The following is a 17131-nucleotide window of genomic DNA, read 5'->3' as shown; positions in this document are numbered from 1 at the left end:
ACAGGGTATATCTGCCTTTTGTTTATCAGGATGCGTCGAGCATTTCTTCAACATATTTCCCGACTTCGTGCGTTTTAAGGTTACGGCACGACTCGATGAACGAAATATCCTGGAAGAGCGTAAAGAGTCGGCGCAGCACAGACATATGCTGATCGCTTGTGGCGAATGCGAGATTAAACATAATGCTGCATTCAACTGTGAGGTCAGCATCTTCCATCTGACCAAACACGACCTCTTTATCAAAACGTACAATGCTTATGCTGTTGGTTTTTACCAGCGTATAGTCCGCATGTGGAATGGCAATACCCTGACCATTCGCCATCAATAAACCGGTTGGATAAGTCTTCTCACGCTCCAGGCAGGCCTGTATATAGACGGGCGTGATATAGCCTTTTTCCAGCAGCTTCTGGCCTGCAAACTCAATTGCAGCATGCCAGTCAGCGATCGTACCCTCGACGTCGTTTACCAGAATCTCAAGTTTCATCATTTCACCTGGCCAAGCATTTCTTCTTTAACAGCATCAAAGATTTCATCTTCGCCCAGACCCGTTAACAGGCCTGCTCCCACAATCACACGCGTGGTGATGCCCGGGTTATCCAGCTTGGTTGAAGAAACGATCAGGTCATAGCTATTAAACGTGTCCGTGGTACAGGCCATTAAAGAGGATTTATCTACCTGCGCTTCGATATTCTGTTCTTTCAGATAGTCCTGCAGGACAGAAACCATAATGGAAGAGGAGGCAATACCGTTTCCGCATACAACTAAAATCTTTTTCATTTTCAGGTACCTTCTGAGGTTTTAAGCCGTTTTTTCTGCCTCAGTTTTCAACTGACGGCGCGCTTTCTGTTTGAGTAAGTAGCCAACGGACAACAACAACACAGCGGCGAGAGCATAGCCTGCGATACCAACATGGCTGAGGCCAGCAAAAAGGCCGGTGAACGGGTTAGCTGACGGGTTAAGCGATGAGTACATCACGCTGGCATCAGGATTTGTGCCGAATTTCTGGAACACTTCATTAGTTGCCGGAGCCATCCAGGAAGCGATGTATAAGCCGCTGCCAAACAGGATGATGGAGGTCACCCAGGTTCTAATAATGTTGCCATTAAAAACAGGCACCATACAGGCAATAAAGAATACGAACTGTGAGAGGTCCCCCAGCGGCATCACGCGGTTGCCAGGAAGAACAACGGCGAGGATAACAATGACCGGGATCAGCAGCAGTGCAGGCGCAATAACTGAAGGATGACCAACAATCAACGCGGTATCCATCCCGACAGTGATCTCACGATCCGGGAAACGTTTAACCAGTTTCTTACGCGCCACGTTGGACAACGGAACCAGACCTTCCATCATGATTGAGGTCATGCGTGGCAGCAGGAGCATCACTGCGGCAAGGTACATACCCAGCTGCAGGCTGGCGATAATGGTGTGATACGGAGATTCCCAACCATAACCACAGAAGCCAAGAAGAATACCAATAATGAAACCAACCATGGTCGGATCGCCCAGGATACCAAAGCGTTTCTGAATGCTTTCCGCTGTAACGTTCAGATTACGGAACCCAGGTATGCGATCGTAAATCCAGTTAAACGGATAAGCGAAAAGCAAATAGGTATTTGCAACCGGATGGGAGATGGCAACGCCTTTTGGCAGGTTGAAGAATTTCTCGTTGTTTTTGGCACCCAGGTCAGCCGCAATAAGTGCCCAGACATGGAACAATGCAGCCGTAAGAACACCATAAAGGAAGCTGCCGGAATAAACCCCAACGATCGCTCCCATAGAGGCATTCTGATGAAGATTAAACACGTCAACGTTTACACAGTCCGTTAGACGGGCCACCAACATGGCAATATTCACGGCAACGCACAGAGGAATAATTATCGCCCCCATGTTTGAGCCAAAACCCATTACGGCGGTGGCTGCGCCACCAACGTCAATGGCGCTCAGTGAGGAACCGGTAGCCTCAGCAAGTCCCGTAACCGCTGGCTGCATTTTTTCAAGCATCAGCTTGATGGTCATGGTTAATGCAATAAAGCCGATGCCGACTTTAATGGCTGATGATATACACTCTGACAGGGGGCGCCCCAGAAGTTTCATCAGAATAAGGAAGATGACCGGTATAAAAATAAAATTACCCAGGTCATTGATAAACTGTGTGATCAGTTCCATTTTTTAGCCCTCAGATTTCTCATCATCTGGTCTGAAACCCATATTCCATCGAACATCTTCAGGTTTCGTCAGTAATGCGTTGTCACTCCGTTCTGCTTCCAGTAGATTCTTTTTGGAATTTTCCCTTGCAGTTGCAAAGTCGAACGCGTTGTCATACCAGGCATCGACGATCATTTTTGTGTATTCAAGATCATTAACTCTGCAGCCAAGTCCAATCACCTGTGCATTGTTACTGAGTCTTGCTCGCTTGGCCGAGTAGGGATTGGTGACGGCGACAGCACGGATCCCCCAGTGCTTATTTATCTGGCATGTAAAGCCAATTCCGGTACCGCAAATGTAGATACCGAGGCGGCATTCGTCCCGCTGAATCACACCTGCCATTTCATCCGCAAGACGAGCGAAATTGTTGAAACCGTCTTCTTTGCGTTTCACGGGATCGTACACGACCTCGGCATTTTTCTCTTCTTCGAGATACTTTTTAATTTCCTCCTTACGATCAAATCCAACATCATCACATGCGATTGCAATTTTCGTTTTCATCTCAAACAACCTGTCATTAAGAACTTAAGCCAAGTATGATGTTGGTATATATTGGTTGTCAACTGAGATCAAAATCACAAAATTTCTAACTTATTGATTTACATCGAATTAAAAACCAATAAAAGCTAATATTAGCCAATTTGATGGTGTTATACAGGAGGGAGAGATTTACCGGCTGTGTTGATGTAAATTGATGTAAATTTATTAATTGTCTGATTTTAATGAGTTTTAATGGATTTAACCCTTGTTCTCACGAACGACAGTTCCCAGAACTCTGACTACTCATCTTTCCCTTTGGTTTGTTTTAGTTTGCATCTTATGTGCTATGATTCGCTTCATTACATTGAGTTGAAAGGTTATAGGGGGAAGGATGTACCTGGTTGAAGAAAGGAGAAAGTTGATCCTTGAAGAGATTATTTCGGCGGGTACCGTTTATGTTAGCGACCTTGCCAAAAAGTATGAGGTCACTTATGAAACCATCCGTAAAGATCTCACCCATCTTGAAAAAAAAGGTCTGCTGGTTAAAAGCCACGGAGGGGCGACATTAAAACAGGGCGCTGTCGAGCATCCTTTCCAGGTAAGGGAAAAGGAAAACAGTACTTTCAAACAAGCCATAGCCAGAAAAGCTCTGGAATTTATCCCCCCCAATAGCTCAATGATCATTGGTACCGGGAGTTCTAACTATGAACTGGCCAATTTGTTGTGCATGAAATCTGGCTTTAAAATTTTTACCGATTCTTTGCCCGTGGCCAGCGTGCTGATCGAGTCAGAAAACCAGGTCTTTTTGTTCGGCGGAGAACTGAGGAAGAAAAGCTCTTCTGTCTTTGGTGGGTGGGCTGTGTCAATGATTAATGATATTAACGTTGATCTCTGCTTCATCGGCACTGATGGCTTCAACAATATGACAGGTCCATCAACTCCGTCCTCCTCGGATGCCTTTCTGGATCGAACGATCATTGCCCATTCCGAGAAGAAATATATCCTGGGCGATTATACTAAATTCCAACGAAGTAGCTTATTTAAGATCTGCGACTGGTCTGAGATTACCGCGCTGATAACGAATGATATTGCTGATAAAGACGGTATTGCCGAGGTTGCGAAGCATACGACAGTTGTAACTTGTTGATTCTGAATTCAATAATTTCAATATTTACGATAAGGATGAAACGGATGTTATCTCGTGAGTCAGGAAGGGACGGTGCCACACAATCCTTCATTTAGAAGGAATCGTCCCCGACATCTGCTTTGGGAGTCAGCTCAATCTCTTTCATTTACCACCCTGGCCCTGGCATTATTCAGGAATGCATCCTTGTTCCATGGTTTCGCCTTGCCGCTGCTTATCCCTTCGGCCAGCAGATCGCGCAGTTCCTGAAGACGGGATTCAGCCTGCTTTTCGCACAGCAGCCGCAGCGCGTCGCGCATGACCTCGCTCTGTATACGGTAATCATCGGCTTTAACCAGAGAATCGATAAATTCGCGCAGCTTTTCACCCACGTCCACCGTCATCGTACGTGCCATAACCCCTCCGTTTCTTGATGTAAGATTTGTTCTTACATCAGTATATTATTTTTACATCAGGATTGCCTGCTTAGTGATCGAGACTATGGACTGTATTTAAGAGATCAACAGGGATGCGAAATCGGATAGATATCTAATAGAATGCTGAGTTATAGCCTTAAGCGAGAGCTGGAAATGAAATTAACAGAAAATCGTGTGGATACACTCATAGATACCCTGAACGACCTTATCTGCGATGAGCAAAGTATTACTCGCGAACAGCGAGAAAATTTAATTAAAACGGTTGCCACACTGGGTGGGCTTAAGGAGCGACTACGACTCGTTTCTGCGGAGAAAGAAGCCAGGCAGATCGCTAAAAACGAGAAGTTAAAGAAACCGCGCGAACCGGACCTGGTGTTTCCCCGTACAGGAAAGCCGTGGCTGCCAGAGGACCTCGATGTTATCCATTCCATTATCGACGATTTACCTGATGACAGAATTGATGATCACATCCTGTGGCTTTCAAAGCAGCAAGGGCGTACTCCCTATGCTGTCGCACTGAAGATTGTAGGTGTAGGAAGAATGGATGATGAGTGGGCGAAAGCTTGGAAACCCGCGGCAAAATCGCTTCGAGAAGATTATGCAAAGCTTCATCCAGCTCCCTCTTCGGATATCAGCCAGGTATAACCGGTTTTTGGTTGAGATGTATATGAAGTTATTTTGCAGCAGCATATTTTATAATTATAAAACATCTGCCCCTGCAAAATATGGTAAAATAATAACCAATTACACTCCTTAATCTAAATATATCAATATCTTTGCCGATATATATAGTAAGGAAGGGAGAGTGATGAACGATTTTCATTTTTTAAATATCTGTATTCAGAATAAGGATGTGGCAGGTGCAATGCGCGTGCTGCGTGATAAATCAGAATTTGCGGTGCGCAAGATTCTGGAGAAACTCAGGGTCAGGGTCACAACGCAAACCGGCAGGGCATTCTGGCATTATGTTCAGGGCTGGCTGTTAACCGCGTGTCGCCAGGGGAATATACAGCATGAATCGTTCAGTACCCGACGTTCTTCCCACTATCCGGAACGCCAGCCAGCTCAGTCCCGCTGCTCTCGATATGGTCAAGCTTCTCGCACTTCTGGCCATGATTATCGACCACACCAATACGGTGTTTCTGTCGCCAGCCTGGCCGGTGATGTATGCGCTTGGCCGGATGGCCTTCCCCCTGTTCACGCTTATATGGGCGATGAACGTACAGCGTACCCCGGAACGACTGCAGAAGAGAGCCAGTCGTCTGTGGGTCTGGGCAGTCATCACGCAGCCGATGTTCAGCCTGGCCTTCTGCCATCACCAGCCCTGGTGGGCCCTGAACATTCTGTTCGTGTTTGCCGGCGTCACGCAGCTGCTTGCCCTGCAGTACCGGCACGGCCGGAAAGGAATGCTCGCCGGATATCTGCTCCTGGCCCTCATGATTTGGCCACTGCAGCCGGCAAGCTACGGGCTGGCAGGAATAACGCTGGCCATCAGTATGGCAACGGTTTCTGGCAGCGATACACCCGGAGTGCAGCGGCTGGCAGCCATCACTGCCGTGCTGTCACAGATTTGTTTAAACGGGTTATCGCATCTCCTGGATATGCCCGCAGAAACATTATTACTGGCCACGCTGCCTACTCTGGTATTCCCCCTGGTGGTGGTTTGTTTCTGCAGGGAAATCTGTCCGGAAGGCCGCCAGCGTTTCATGCCGCGTAATTTCTTTTACTATGCTTACGCTGGCCACCTGGGGATTATTGGTCTGATACAGTATACTTTCGCCTGATTAGGGAGGACGTAATGGCTATCAGTGAGAAAGACCTGCTTGAGGCAGGTTTCAGCAAGAGCGAAGTGGACAACTTACAGGGCCGGCTTGCAGCAGGCGGAGGCACCATGCAGCATCTCATCGAAGCGCTCTCACGGCGCTTCCGGGTGTCGGCATGGATCACGGTCGCGCTGGTTCTGGTTATGCTGGTCACCCTCATCGCCGGCAGCCGGACACACATTCTTTCCGGGGGCATGAGTTCCCTTGTTGTCCTGATCATTGCCTGGGTGACCTTTCCACCTGCGCTGGGCTGGAAAGCTTTCCGCCTGCAGAAAACTATTTCCCGGAAGGCTCAATAGTCAGTAAATCAAGCGCCACTTTGGCTTTAACCCCCCATCCCGCAATTTTAAGCGCCATTACGGAATGGGGCGTGCCGGATACTTTCCTGAAGAAATCTGGCCTGGTCCAGTACCACAGCCGTTGTGCTTCGGGTTTCAGCCTCAGGCCATACGCGCCGTAGACTTCGCTGAAGAGTGTGACAGCCTTATACGTCCCCAGCCCCTGCTGCCGGCTGAAGCCCAGAAATTCAGCGATCTCCATCGAGCCGTCAGCGAATATTCCCTCCGTCTGCTTATCACCGAGGAGGTTGTGCGCGGCTTCCCGTGAAATCGTGTTAAAGCCATTTACGACAATCACCGCGCCGGCCACCACGCCCACCGGCGTCATTGAGGACATCATGACGATCCCACCAAAGATGGCCGCACCGGCCACCACGACGTCGACCGCTGAAATGATGTAGCCCACAATTTTGTTCTCGTCCCGGACAACCTTCACCTCAGCATAGAGTTTTGCATAGCCGGTTTTGAGCGATCGGGACTGCTCCAGCAGGCTGGTATTTTCAGCCCGTAAGGCCCGCAGACAGGCCATACAGTCATCATCCGTTTTCGCCCGGCGCGCGGCCTCAAATTGGGCCATGATGAATGCCCTGATCTCATCCACAAACTGAATCCGGATAAAACCATCCTGGAGATGCATAGCCGCCACCGTGTTGGCCGTATTCACCAGTTTCCGGGCCTCAAGGTTTATCATGGTTTCGGCCCAGGCACGGGGATTCTGGCCGGGTAAAAGCAACGTGTCCATTTTATCGCCTCGCTTATATGTTTCTGAAAGCATATTCCCGAAACGAGTTTTGACAACAAAAAAAGGGCACGCTGCCCTGCAGAACTCACTAGGCCGCATCGCGGCATGGAGGCGCCAGCTGAGGCCAGACAGGGAGAGAAAGTCGACGGGCGCCGTGACCGGCGTAAGCCGCTGCGGGTTGAAAAGTTCTGCCTGTCCCATCCCTTACCCTGCAAAGCCATACCCGTTAACCGCCACGCCTGGTAGGATGTGCGCGGTCGGAGTTAGCACGTCGAGGCCAGAGGCCGCTGACGGGCTGTATCTCCGCGTTAGCGCCGTGAGGCGCTTACGAGCGTGTACAGCTGGCTTGCCGCGACGCTAACTGCAGCAGCTCTTACCTCTAGTTACAACATCCCTCTTAAAGCGAGGGTGTTCCGGCCCTTCGGGCCGGGGCGGCGTCGGTTTAGCAGGGGTCAGGTAAATATGCAGTGTCGGGTTCTGGCCAGGACGGGGCCCGGCGCCTGCGACGGGAGGTACTTTTGATTTCGTTCTGAGCGCGCGGCCGTGAGGCAGGTGCATGCGAAGGCATTTTACGTTATCCACAGAGTGGCCGAAGACAAAGATCTACTCTGGAATGTAATGAACAGAGAGATAAAAACGGTGAAGTAAGACTATTTTGCGGAATGTCTTTTATTCATTTCCGGGTTACTTCACTTATTCGTTTGCGAATTTCTGTGTAAAAAAAAGAGACGGTGGCCATTGCGGTCCATAACGACCGGCAGAACGTCATGGTGACCGGAAGGAGAAAGGAGTAAAGGATGAAAAATGAGCAGAATGGCCGAAAAAAACCAGCACGAAAAGCCCCGGTGAGGGGCCTGTAAACAGAAAAACTGTTGTTTCGTCTGTGACTAGTCAGGTGGAGAAAGCGCCAGATCCAGCTGGTAAAGATGCTGGATGGCCAGAGCCTTCAGGCGCTCAGATGTGCACCAGTACGCTTCGTCAGGCGGCAGGGTGCGGTAAATCCATTCAGACATTGCATGGAGTCGTTCATCTGCCGGCAGCTTAATCAGATTGTTAGCACGTTTACGCTCCGCGCCTTTTTTGCGACGGTAAACGAGTGCCTCCCGGCGCTTACGGCCGGACCAGCATTTCCGTGCGGAATGGGGCTGAACATCATCATGTTCGCTCATCATCCCTTCCCGGATCAGCTGCTCACGCTCGGCGCTCTGGCGGAGCTTCTTTTCCTGCTCTTTAAACAGCTTGTCCATATCGACGCCCAGCATCTGAAATCCCACGGGGGTGATATAGACATACGTTGGCAGCCAGGAGCGGGATTCACGATCCCAGGTACGTTCTTCCGCAAGGCCAAGAACGCCAAACCGTACCTGTTCCTCAATAAGCCGTGAAAGGCGTGACACCGTCACCTCCGTTTCCGGAATGACATTGCCTTTGGCGTCCTTTGCACTCAGCTCTTTTGCAAGACGGGAGATACACATGCCGACAGTATGCTTGCCGGCATCACAGAAGCTGATGAGCACTGGCCAGAGCGCATCGAGCAGGCGCTGACGTTCCGGACGGAAGCCATATTTACGTCCCGCTTTACGGCGTCCGGCGACATAGAGAGGGTGGCGAGAAACATGCATGCGCAGGCTGACCTGCCCGGTTTCATTGTCTTTTTTCACCAGGCGATTGTAGGCATAACCGAGCTGTCCGGAGAGCTTTTTATAATGCTCCGGGCGATACCAGGCCGGGTTCTCACATTTGGCTTTTGTGGAATGCTCACCGCGTTTGCGGCGGGTCAGTTTTTTGACCGGTGCAATGAGGAAATTACCCTGCGTGCCGGCATCGACATCCTGCCAGAAACGGGTTAGCTCATCTTTCGGTAGATCTGACCAGTGGACAGAAATCTGATTGTCATTCACGGCGGCCTGTTCTTATGGCGGCCGGGTGTTGTGTTATGTGGTGCATGCGTTATAATCCTTCACAGGCAACGCGCCTGCTTTTGGACCCCCTGATACCTGTGTCTTCCGCCAAGATGATGACAGTTATCGGGGGGTTTGTGCATTCAGGCTCCGGGAAATCCCGTTACCTGCTCCTGAACGTTTTAACGGACACGTCCTGTCCCTGTTTGTTTCCGGAAGTCCGCATTTCTTCCGTAAAACCATCTTTGTCCCCAGCCTGCCTCACCACAAAGCAGTCAAACCGTCAGTTTGAATTAGGTCACAAAAGTAATCTGAATCAACAATCTGTCCCACCACAAGACGATTGCTGACGCTCCAAATACTACCTTCTCGTAAGTTAATTTTCCAGATGTTAGGCCAGATTACCATCCATCGGCGCGAGCTTATTGTCCTTAAGATATTTTTAACCGACAGAGATCGCTGAAATGTCAGGGCATTATGTGTAATCAGGGAAACCAGCCGAGAGAAGAGAAATCTGCGTTCAGGGCATTTAACTCAGGTCGTTACACTGTGATGCTTTCGGCTTATATCTACAGTGAAAAAATGCGTATAGCATTTGCTATACACTATTCTTGTGTTATGCTTGTAAAGCAATTGCTATACAAGGGGTGCAATAATGAAATCAGATGTTCAGCTCAATCTCAGAGCCAAAGAATCTCAAAGAGCACTCATCGATGCTGCTGCAGAGATACTTCATAAATCACGTACGGACTTCATTCTGGAAATGGCATGCCAGGCTGCGGAGAATGTGATCCTTGATCGGCGTGTATTTAATTTTAATGATGAGCAGTATGCAGAGTTTATCGATATGCTCGATGCGCCAGTTGCGGATGAAGCTGCCATCAATAAACTGCTGGCAAGGAAACCTCAGTGGGACGTGTAACAGCACCGGAACCTTTATCCAGCTCACATCAACTGGCTGAGTTCGTCAGCGGGGAGGCCGTTCTCGATGACTGGCTTAAACAGCGAGGGTTGAAAAATCAGACTCTTGGTGCCGCAAGAACGTTCGTTGTTTGTAAAACTAGCACCAAACAGGTTGCCGGTTTTTACTCCCTGGCCACAGGCAGCGTTAACCATGTGGAAGCGACGGGAAGTCTCAGGCGCAATATGCCAGATCCAATCCCGGTAATCATACTTGCTCGCCTGGCTGTCGATGTCTCATTCCGTGGACAAGGGCTGGGGGCTGATTTACTGCACGATGCAGTATTGCGCTGTTATCGTGTGGCTGAAAATATAGGCGTTCGTGCAATTATGGTTCATGCGCTGACAGAAAAAGCCAAAGGGTTTTATCTTCATCATGGTTTTAAGGCATCGCAAACCCAGGAACGGACTCTGTTTCTCAAGCTGCCGCAATAGATTCATTGGCAAGAAAGGGATGCGCATTACACTAAGACATTGATATTAAAGAGTATAATTAATTGGTTTAACATAATCTTTGTTATGCGTAGTTACTGTGTAGTAGCTAAATTGAGATGTCCAAGTACGCAAGCTGATGACACAGGCTGGTTTATGGATCCCCCGCAAGTTACGGCCGCCTCGTGTGCATCAGCCACGACCGCGTCGGGCCTGCACCGGAGAACTCATCCAGATTGCCAGATTGATGGCTGTGAGCATCGCTGATGTTTTCTATTAAATTTCTCATGATAAGATCTATTGTGTGATGAATACTTATATTGACGAGGCTTAAATCCAAGAAAATACTACGAATTCTTGATTACTTTGGTTATGCTTAAAACTATTACGACTTGCGCGCTCTTCAGGCGTGACTCAAGTCAGAGGGAAAACGCATGGCAGCCGCGAATATAAACCATACAATGATCACCTGGGCGCGACAGCGTGCGGGTTATTCCTTGTCCGTATTTGCAGCCAAATGTTCCGTGACCGAGGAGCGCCTGAGTCTGTGGGAATCCGGTGAACAGCAGGTAACGTTTAACCAGGCAATGGTTATTGCTGATAAATCTCATATTCCTTTCGGATACCTGTTTTTACCGGCTCCCCCAGTTGAGTCCCTTCCTATTCCGGATTTGCGGACTCAGGACAGCCGGCCCGTAGAGCAACCGAGTGCTGAACTTCTTGATCTAATTAAACTGATGCAGCAACGACAGGAATGGTACAGCGATTACCTCCGGCAACAGCTAGAAAGCCCTAATCCTTTTGTTGGCCGCTTATCTGTACGACATAGTGCTGATGCTATCGTGAAGGATATGCGGCAGGCACTCGACGTCAAGTTGTTTCCTGAACGCGGGCACAGCGATGAATATTACCGTGATCTAGTTAACCGTATTGAATCTCTCGGCATTTTAGTTATGCGCCAGGCAAGCCTAGGGCATTTCACCCGCCCCTTAAAGGTTGAAGAGTTTCGCGGCTTTGCTCTTACTGATGACTATGCCCCTGTCATATTTATCAATCATGCGGATGCGCCTGGAGCAAGACTGTTTACTCTCATCCACGAATTGAGTCATATATGGATTGGCCAGCCCGGTATTTCGGACGGGGATGCGCGGACATCACGTAAGGAAGAAATCCTGTGCAATGCCGTGGCTGCAGAATTTCTTGTACCGGCAGATGAATTCGTGCAGTCCTGGCGAAAAGACGTTGAGTTCTGGGAAGAAAATCTGGGTCCACTTGAACAACAATTCAGGGTCAGCCGCTGGGTTATTTCCCGCCGGGCGCTGACAATGGACTTCATAACCCATGAAGATTATGCCCGTTACATTGCGCGTCTTAAAGCAGAATGGATGGAAAGAGAAAAAAAAGGCAAAGGTCCTGGATATTACCGGACCAAAAAGGCACAAATCAGCCAGCCGTTTTCTCGTGCTGTTGTCGGACAGGCTCTGAGTGGCCAGCTTCTGTTGCGGGAGGCCAGCGCTCTGCTTGATGGGATAAAACCCGCTAAAATCCCTGTGTTTGCGAAGGAACTTGGTGTATGAGATACCTGCTGGATGCCAATACATATATTCAGGCAAAAAATCAGTATTATGGGATGGATATCTGCCCTGCTTACTGGCACTGGCTTGATCTTCAGTTTGAACTGGGAAATCTCTGCAGTGTTGATATGATTGGACGCGAACTGAGAGATGGCAATGACGAACTCGCAGAATGGGTCAAGTCGCGTCCTGAACATTTCATTAAAAATGATGATGATGAAACCCAGGCGGTTTACATTGAACTCGTCCAGTCAGTGATGGAGGGAAATTATAATCCAGGCAACAGGGATAATTTCCTCGCAAAAGCGGATCCATGGATAATTGCTAAAGCTAAAACTACAGGCGCAGTCGTCGTCACTCACGAAGCACTCCTGAGTGAAGGAACGAAAAAAGTAAAAGTTCCTAATATATGCCGTCAGCTTGGAGTTCCCTGTATAAATACATTTCAGTTTTTGCGTGAACTGAATGCCCGTTTTGTTCTGGAAACTCCGGTCAGTTAGAAACTGGATTATCTTCAAGATAGATGATCTGATAACAAGCAAAGGGATGTGCGACCGATTTCCTGTCATTAACCAGCCGCAGTTTTAATGAATACCCTTTTATAACGGAACATCCCATCTTTTTAAAGATGATGCTGATAGCGGTACACAGTAAGAAGCTTTTTTCTGAAGCTTCCGCCTTACATCGTTATCGAACTCCGCATTCCAGGGGTTGAATTTCCAGCTTTCACGATAGGCATCCATGATTTCGTCGGGACAAAGAAGATTGAACTGATTGGTTGTAAACATGGACACAGCCCGAATCGAATAATACTTTTCTGGCTTAATTGAATTCTTTTTCCAGATCGAGTTACTGAAAAATTCCTCCGGATATTCATCAGATTTAATGATATAAGTGTGTGCAGTGAAGTCACTTATACCGGAAAGTTTTATGACAGCATGAGTAAAAATTACCGGGACCACGGTGATTTTTATTGATATGAGTAATAAAACCATCAATGAGGCGATAAGGGAAGTGGTTATTTTCTTCTGGAGATTACTTTCTGCATCCATGCGAAGATATACGAGGCCCGGTAAAAGTGATACGAAATATATCATGTAACAAATGAAGGCCAGTCCGGTTAGTGTCCAGAAGTTAACTTTCTCATCAGATGCACTGATATTTTTGAATATTATTTCCAGTGGGAACACCTGTAAATGAGCAAGAAAGGCAATGCACACTGGGATTAACAGGTAAATCTGCCCTCTACGAATCCACTTTATCTTCCTGTTTTTAAATGATAAATCCCGTTCAAGATGTTTTCTGGTCATCAAAGCAGAAATGATGATGGCCATCAGAACGATACTTATCATGGATATCCAGCCGGAATAATCTTTAACTGTCTGACTGACATGGAGTACGTAGTAAAAAAAATAAATAAAGATAACAGGAAGGATACCGGCAATCATCAGTACCGTTAAAAGGTTATTTTGTATTTTATCATAACCAGGTAAATTATTCATTTCCTGAGGAATAACAACAGGAATAAACAGCGAGATCACAAAAAATATAAATAACAGGAGAGCTAACGAAAGCATTGCTGCGAGGAAAACCAGAACAAAAATACTCTTGATACTCATGACCTCAAAAAAAACATCTAGTCTGTCCAGACGACTGAAATATCCCCAGAGTACAGTCAGCGCGATCCCTGATATGATGCCAGACGGAGTTAATACCGAAATTAACAGCGTCTTCCATTTCTGATTCATTGTTAACCTTCCCTCTTTATTATGGTGGTTAAGCTAAGTTAGCAGCGTTACAGCGTACAGGCACCTACCCGAATCTGACCGTCAACAGCTGTTTGTGCGGCGATGTCCGAAGAATGGTTTCAGTTTCTTCTACTTATTAAAATGTATCTTTGAAAAAGTAGACTCTCTGCGGTACGCTCTGACGGTACATTTCCCCCGATTTTTCACGCAGCGCGCCGGACGGTTTCCGGCCCGGACGGAGCCCCGGATGACACAGATGCCTGATGATGATCCTGACCTGTCCATGTCGCCGGCGGTCATTCCACCTGATGGGGATTTCCTACCGGCGCTGACAGGCGGCGAGGGTCCGGTCAGTCCCGCCCGGGCGTACCTGCTTTCCCTGAATTCTCCCCGGAGCCGGCAGACCATGGCCTCGTTCCTGGGTATTGTCGCCGGCATGCTCGGCGCCACGTCCCTCGATACCTGCAGCTGGGGCAGCCTGCGGCGTCATCATGTGATGGCCGTGACCGAGCTTCTGCGCGACACCGGCCGGGCCACGGCCACCGTCAACACCTACCTTTCTGCGCTCAAGGGCGTCGCAAAGGAAGCCTGGATGCTCCAACTGATGGACGTGGAGAGCTTCCAGCACATCCGGGCGGTGCGTAATCTGCGAGGCAGCCGTCTGCCCCGCGGCCGGGCTCTGCCGCCGGACGAGATCCGTGCGCTGTTCCGTGCTTGTGAGGACGATGGCTCCAGCATCGGAGTACGCGATGCGGCGATGCTGGCCGTTATCCTCGGCTGCGGCCTGCGCCGCTCCGAGGCCGTGGGGCTGGACTTTAGTGACGTTGTCACAGATGAGCGGGCGTTGCGGGTGCTCGGCAAGGGCAACAAGGAGCGCTTGGCCTACATGCCGGCTGGCACCTGGCAGCGGCTGCAGAAGTGGATTGAAGAAGTTCGTGGGGAAAAAGACGGGCCTCTATTCACCCGCATCCGCCGCTTTGACACCCTGACCAACGACCGTCTCACCGACCAGGCGGTGTACCATGTCCTGCAAGTGCGCCAGCGCCAGGCCGGCATTGCAAAGTGTGCTCCGCACGATTTGAGGCGAACCTTTGCCACGGCCATGCTGGATAACGGCGAGGACTTAATCACGGTAAAGGATGCGATGGGTCATGCCAGCGTCACCACCACTCAGCAGTATGATCGCCGCGGTGAAAACCGCTTGCGCGAAGCCCGCGATCGCCTGAACCTGACGTGACATTTAATAACATGATCTTTTAACAGGTTATCAACTTAATAAGTTAATAATCCAGTATCCGTAAAAACTCCTTTGATTTGCGGCTATCAGGTGGTTAAATTCTTTTTAATTTCAGACTATTCTCAGTAAGGACAGAATGTGAAAATCGATAACGCGGCCGCGAGACTTCATGATTTTCTGATTCGAACCCACAATATCAACACTAGCAAAGACACCCGCTGGGTACTTCAGCAGTTTCTGAATATGCCCGGGGTACCTGATCATGAACTTTATCGGGGTCTTGCGGGTTTACTTGAGCTACCTGGAAAGGTGCAGCGAGAGCTTGAAAACCACTTCCCTGATAACGGTTTATCTCACTGGAATGACAGAGTTTCTCGTGCGTTTAACCAGATTAGCCTGAATTCAATGTGGGGAGGCATCATGTCTCCGATTGATGAGAGAACGCTGTCAGAACTCAACATGTTATCACTGCTTTTCAGAACCAAAGGGGAAGTGGCCCTCTTAGACCAAAGTGAGATGAGTGAATTTAAGGCGAAGATTGAAGCACTCAAAGAAGACACTATCGCCGCAGATTTATCCATTGAGATGCGCACCACCATTCTGCAGTACCTTAATAAAATACTCAGTGCGATTGAGAGCTATCAGATCACAGGCGTGGAGCCGATCATGGAGGCAATGGAATCCATCATTGGCCGCGCCGCGCTTAATGAGGAATACAGCAAAGCGTTGAAGGACACGGGCATCGGTAAAAAAATTGGGGATATTGTCTCACTGGTTGCCAACGCGGTCACAGTGGCGCAGGGGATACCATTTGTGGCCACACCGCTTCTGACATTCCTTGGTTCCAGATAAGTGATTCTTTGACTCAAGACGGCTCGGTTACTCTTTGTCGTGGCGAACTTAAATAGCCACAGGTGCGTCATCCCGTCGTTACTTATAAAGTTCTTGGCATCAAGTTGTTGGATACTATTGGAGGAGTTTCAGGAACAATGTCCGCTGCAGAGTCTTTTAGATACTGAAACCATGGTGAATATAGAAATTTTTGGCTTCTTACGTCTGAGCGAGAACCATGATGGCTCGTACCCCGATATTCTCAGCAACCCGGTAGCTGCGAAGCACCGCATCTTACAGTAAATCAGCGCCTAGCCCTGTGCCACGTAATGATACGTCGACCGCAAGACGGGTCAGGAGCATCATAGGAATGGGATCGGACATGTTTCGCCTGAGGCTGCCAGTGGCTTCGGTATGGTGACGCTACCGGTGGCCAGAGAGTAACAACCGTCAACCTGTTTCCTGCTGCGATTTCAACGACCCCCTGCAGCGAATCTAGAAAATGATAGATATAGTGTTCACTCATTTACGTTATTAACGCTTCTCGCTGAACGTTGCCGCATAGTGCCCGGTGGATATACGTTGATGCGCTTAAAAGCTCTGCTAAACGCTGCCTGTGAGGCATAGCCGAGGCGCGATAGCAATGTGTATTGTTCACAGTCCTCGAACTAAGAGGTCATCCATCGAAAAAATCAATGACCTAGTCATGATCGACAGTTGCTCTCTGATCAACTGGATGGACTCCGGTGAAGCTTGGACTGATTTGTGCAATGAATGTCTTCTAAAGGTCAGTGAAGAACCGGGTCAGCGGTTTTTTATGCGATCGTAATATTCGATGATTTGCAGCGCTACCGCAGCAATCTGCACTGCTTCTTCTCTGCTGGTACCGGCTGCTTTTCCTCCAAAACGGTCATGAAGAACGGCCTGATGAAACTCTCCCACTTCCTCCCCAAGGATGGCACCCCAGATGAAAGGATCCATATTACGGTCCGCTCCCCATTTGACATCCTGCCGTTGCATTTCAGCTAACACATCTTTCAGTGCTTCGGTTTCTTGATGTTTATCTTTCATGATTCCCGCTACGTATCCGTCATTTTAAGCGCTATCATTAACATTAAATATATGCTGAGTCCATTGCGATGGCGCATCGCATTTTGTGATTGAACGGTAAGTTTGCTATAAACGTATCAATGAGAAAAATTATAAGTGGATAACCTTGTTCATTACCTTTCAAAGCAAAAAGTTAAGAGCTCTTTGTGAGAGTATGCACAATGCAAATGAGAACCTTGGTGAAAAA

At 48.6% G+C, this 17131-nt stretch carries 19 protein-coding genes and 2 pseudogenes; 10 read left to right on the top strand and 11 right to left on the bottom strand.

Annotated elements, in window-relative coordinates; all coding sequences use genetic code 11:
- Positions 1–25: 25 nt before the first annotated feature.
- Genes D5066_RS18540 through D5066_RS18525 form a run of 4 tightly spaced genes read right to left on the bottom strand, consistent with a single transcriptional unit; the run spans position 26 to position 2709 of the window.
- Positions 26–484, bottom strand: a complete 459-nt coding sequence (locus D5066_RS18540) for a PTS sugar transporter subunit IIA (RefSeq protein ID WP_119916848.1) — start codon at positions 482–484, stop codon at positions 26–28.
- Positions 484–777: a PTS sugar transporter subunit IIB gene (locus D5066_RS18535; RefSeq protein WP_007374401.1), complete on the bottom strand. Its 294-nt coding sequence runs from the start codon at positions 775–777 to the stop codon at positions 484–486. The genes D5066_RS18540 and D5066_RS18535 overlap by 1 nt, the downstream gene beginning before the upstream one ends.
- Positions 778–798: 21 nt before the next feature.
- Positions 799–2169 (bottom strand): PTS galactitol transporter subunit IIC, encoded by a 1371-nt coding sequence (locus D5066_RS18530; RefSeq protein WP_007374402.1) that lies wholly within the window; start codon positions 2167–2169, stop codon positions 799–801.
- A 3-nt stretch (positions 2170–2172) separates the two neighbouring features.
- Positions 2173–2709, bottom strand: coding sequence for an RpiB/LacA/LacB family sugar-phosphate isomerase (locus D5066_RS18525; protein WP_004105507.1), 537 nt, complete (start codon positions 2707–2709; stop codon positions 2173–2175).
- A 370-nt stretch (positions 2710–3079) separates the two neighbouring features.
- Between D5066_RS18525 and D5066_RS18520 the strand changes: the two genes are divergently transcribed.
- Positions 3080–3835 (top strand): DeoR/GlpR family DNA-binding transcription regulator, encoded by a 756-nt coding sequence (locus tag D5066_RS18520; protein ID WP_007374403.1) that lies wholly within the window; start codon positions 3080–3082, stop codon positions 3833–3835.
- A gap of 131 nt (positions 3836–3966) precedes the next feature.
- Here the strand turns inward: D5066_RS18520 and D5066_RS18515 are convergent, their stop codons facing one another.
- Positions 3967–4227: a type II toxin-antitoxin system ParD family antitoxin gene (locus tag D5066_RS18515; protein ID WP_119916847.1), complete on the bottom strand. Its 261-nt coding sequence runs from the start codon at positions 4225–4227 to the stop codon at positions 3967–3969.
- A gap of 141 nt (positions 4228–4368) precedes the next feature.
- Between D5066_RS18515 and D5066_RS18510 the strand changes: the two genes are divergently transcribed.
- The 3 genes from D5066_RS18510 (at position 4369) to D5066_RS18495 (ending at position 6370) form a co-directional block, all read left to right on the top strand.
- The gene (locus D5066_RS18510) at positions 4369–4893 is read left to right on the top strand and encodes a hypothetical protein (protein WP_119916846.1); all 525 of its coding nucleotides are present in this window, start codon (positions 4369–4371) and stop codon (positions 4891–4893) included.
- A gap of 368 nt (positions 4894–5261) precedes the next feature.
- Positions 5262–6032, top strand: coding sequence for a TraX family protein (locus tag D5066_RS18500; RefSeq protein ID WP_119916845.1), 771 nt, complete (start codon positions 5262–5264; stop codon positions 6030–6032).
- Between the two features lie 14 nt (positions 6033–6046).
- On the top strand, positions 6047–6370 hold the full coding sequence (locus D5066_RS18495; RefSeq protein ID WP_015572034.1) for a hypothetical protein: 324 nt from the start codon (positions 6047–6049) through the stop codon (positions 6368–6370).
- Here the strand turns inward: D5066_RS18495 and D5066_RS18490 are convergent.
- Both D5066_RS18490 and repA read right to left on the bottom strand, forming a co-directional pair.
- A complete protein-coding gene (locus D5066_RS18490) occupies positions 6348–7151 on the bottom strand; it encodes a DUF4225 domain-containing protein (RefSeq protein WP_119916844.1) in 804 nt (267 codons plus the stop codon). The genes D5066_RS18495 and D5066_RS18490 overlap by 23 nt on opposite strands.
- Positions 7152–8038: 887 nt before the next feature.
- Positions 8039–9052, bottom strand: coding sequence for a plasmid replication initiator RepA (gene repA / locus D5066_RS18480; RefSeq protein WP_119916843.1), 1014 nt, complete (start codon positions 9050–9052; stop codon positions 8039–8041).
- A gap of 655 nt (positions 9053–9707) precedes the next feature.
- Here repA and D5066_RS18470 point away from each other — a divergent pair.
- The 4 genes from D5066_RS18470 (at position 9708) to D5066_RS18455 (ending at position 12518) form a co-directional block, all read left to right on the top strand.
- A complete protein-coding gene (locus D5066_RS18470; RefSeq protein WP_119916842.1) occupies positions 9708–9974 on the top strand; it encodes a type II toxin-antitoxin system TacA family antitoxin in 267 nt (88 codons plus the stop codon).
- Entirely contained in the window at positions 9962–10447 is a 486-nt protein-coding gene (locus D5066_RS18465; RefSeq protein WP_119916841.1) for a GNAT family N-acetyltransferase, read from the top strand. Before D5066_RS18470 ends, D5066_RS18465 begins: the two co-directional genes overlap by 13 nt.
- Positions 10448–10878: 431 nt before the next feature.
- Positions 10879–12021, top strand: a complete 1143-nt coding sequence (locus D5066_RS18460; RefSeq protein ID WP_119916840.1) for a helix-turn-helix domain-containing protein — start codon at positions 10879–10881, stop codon at positions 12019–12021.
- Positions 12018–12518, top strand: coding sequence for a DUF4411 family protein (locus tag D5066_RS18455; RefSeq protein WP_119916839.1), 501 nt, complete (start codon positions 12018–12020; stop codon positions 12516–12518). The genes D5066_RS18460 and D5066_RS18455 overlap by 4 nt, the downstream gene beginning before the upstream one ends.
- Positions 12519–12617: 99 nt before the next feature.
- Here the strand turns inward: D5066_RS18455 and D5066_RS18450 are convergent, their stop codons facing one another.
- Positions 12618–13766, bottom strand: coding sequence for a hypothetical protein (locus tag D5066_RS18450; protein ID WP_119916838.1), 1149 nt, complete (start codon positions 13764–13766; stop codon positions 12618–12620).
- A gap of 247 nt (positions 13767–14013) precedes the next feature.
- Between D5066_RS18450 and D5066_RS18445 the strand changes: the two genes are divergently transcribed.
- Both D5066_RS18445 and D5066_RS18440 read left to right on the top strand, forming a co-directional pair.
- Positions 14014–15003: a tyrosine-type recombinase/integrase gene (locus D5066_RS18445; protein ID WP_119916837.1), complete on the top strand. Its 990-nt coding sequence runs from the start codon at positions 14014–14016 to the stop codon at positions 15001–15003.
- A gap of 138 nt (positions 15004–15141) precedes the next feature.
- On the top strand, positions 15142–15855 hold the full coding sequence (locus D5066_RS18440; RefSeq protein WP_119916836.1) for a hypothetical protein: 714 nt from the start codon (positions 15142–15144) through the stop codon (positions 15853–15855).
- Positions 15856–16011: 156 nt separating this feature from the next.
- Here the strand turns inward: D5066_RS18440 and D5066_RS18435 are convergent.
- The 3 genes and pseudogenes from D5066_RS18435 to D5066_RS18425 form a co-directional block, all read right to left on the bottom strand.
- Positions 16012–16295: pseudogene (locus D5066_RS18435) on the bottom strand (GNAT family N-acetyltransferase); the annotation flags it as partial.
- Positions 16296–16352: 57 nt separating this feature from the next.
- Positions 16353–16481 (bottom strand): annotated as a pseudogene (locus D5066_RS23140) (AraC family transcriptional regulator); the annotation flags it as partial.
- Positions 16482–16638: 157 nt separating this feature from the next.
- A complete protein-coding gene (locus D5066_RS18425) occupies positions 16639–16905 on the bottom strand; it encodes a MazG-like family protein (RefSeq protein WP_119916835.1) in 267 nt (88 codons plus the stop codon).
- Positions 16906–17131 lie beyond the last annotated feature (226 nt).

Origin of the sequence: Enterobacter chuandaensis (assembly GCF_003594915.1) — a bacterium.
GTDB lineage: Bacteria > Pseudomonadota > Gammaproteobacteria > Enterobacterales > Enterobacteriaceae > Enterobacter > Enterobacter chuandaensis.
Note: the sequence above shows the minus strand (reverse complement) of the source record. Positions and strands in the feature narration are given on the sequence as shown.

Bases quoted from the DNA above. Each gene is read 5' to 3' on its own strand.
- D5066_RS18450 (WP_119916838.1), bottom strand. From the start codon at position 13,766: ATGAATCAGAAATGGAAGACGCTGTTAATTTCGGTATTAACTCCGTCT.
- D5066_RS18540 (WP_119916848.1), bottom strand. From the start codon at position 484: ATGAAACTTGAGATTCTGGTAAACGACGTCGAGGGTACGATCGCTGAC.
- D5066_RS18455 (WP_119916839.1), top strand. From the start codon at position 12,018: ATGAGATACCTGCTGGATGCCAATACATATATTCAGGCAAAAAATCAG.
- D5066_RS18490 (WP_119916844.1), bottom strand. From the start codon at position 7,151: ATGGACACGTTGCTTTTACCCGGCCAGAATCCCCGTGCCTGGGCCGAA.
- D5066_RS18445 (WP_119916837.1), top strand. From the start codon at position 14,014: ATGACACAGATGCCTGATGATGATCCTGACCTGTCCATGTCGCCGGCG.
- D5066_RS18535 (WP_007374401.1), bottom strand. From the start codon at position 777: ATGAAAAAGATTTTAGTTGTATGCGGAAACGGTATTGCCTCCTCTTCC.
- D5066_RS18495 (WP_015572034.1), top strand. From the start codon at position 6,047: ATGGCTATCAGTGAGAAAGACCTGCTTGAGGCAGGTTTCAGCAAGAGC.
- D5066_RS18460 (WP_119916840.1), top strand. From the start codon at position 10,879: ATGGCAGCCGCGAATATAAACCATACAATGATCACCTGGGCGCGACAG.
- D5066_RS18520 (WP_007374403.1), top strand. From the start codon at position 3,080: ATGTACCTGGTTGAAGAAAGGAGAAAGTTGATCCTTGAAGAGATTATT.
- D5066_RS18530 (WP_007374402.1), bottom strand. From the start codon at position 2,169: ATGGAACTGATCACACAGTTTATCAATGACCTGGGTAATTTTATTTTT.
- D5066_RS18500 (WP_119916845.1), top strand. From the start codon at position 5,262: ATGAATCGTTCAGTACCCGACGTTCTTCCCACTATCCGGAACGCCAGC.
- D5066_RS18470 (WP_119916842.1), top strand. From the start codon at position 9,708: ATGAAATCAGATGTTCAGCTCAATCTCAGAGCCAAAGAATCTCAAAGA.
- D5066_RS18425 (WP_119916835.1), bottom strand. From the start codon at position 16,905: ATGAAAGATAAACATCAAGAAACCGAAGCACTGAAAGATGTGTTAGCT.
- D5066_RS18515 (WP_119916847.1), bottom strand. From the start codon at position 4,227: ATGGCACGTACGATGACGGTGGACGTGGGTGAAAAGCTGCGCGAATTT.
- D5066_RS18525 (WP_004105507.1), bottom strand. From the start codon at position 2,709: ATGAAAACGAAAATTGCAATCGCATGTGATGATGTTGGATTTGATCGT.
- D5066_RS18510 (WP_119916846.1), top strand. From the start codon at position 4,369: ATGCTGAGTTATAGCCTTAAGCGAGAGCTGGAAATGAAATTAACAGAA.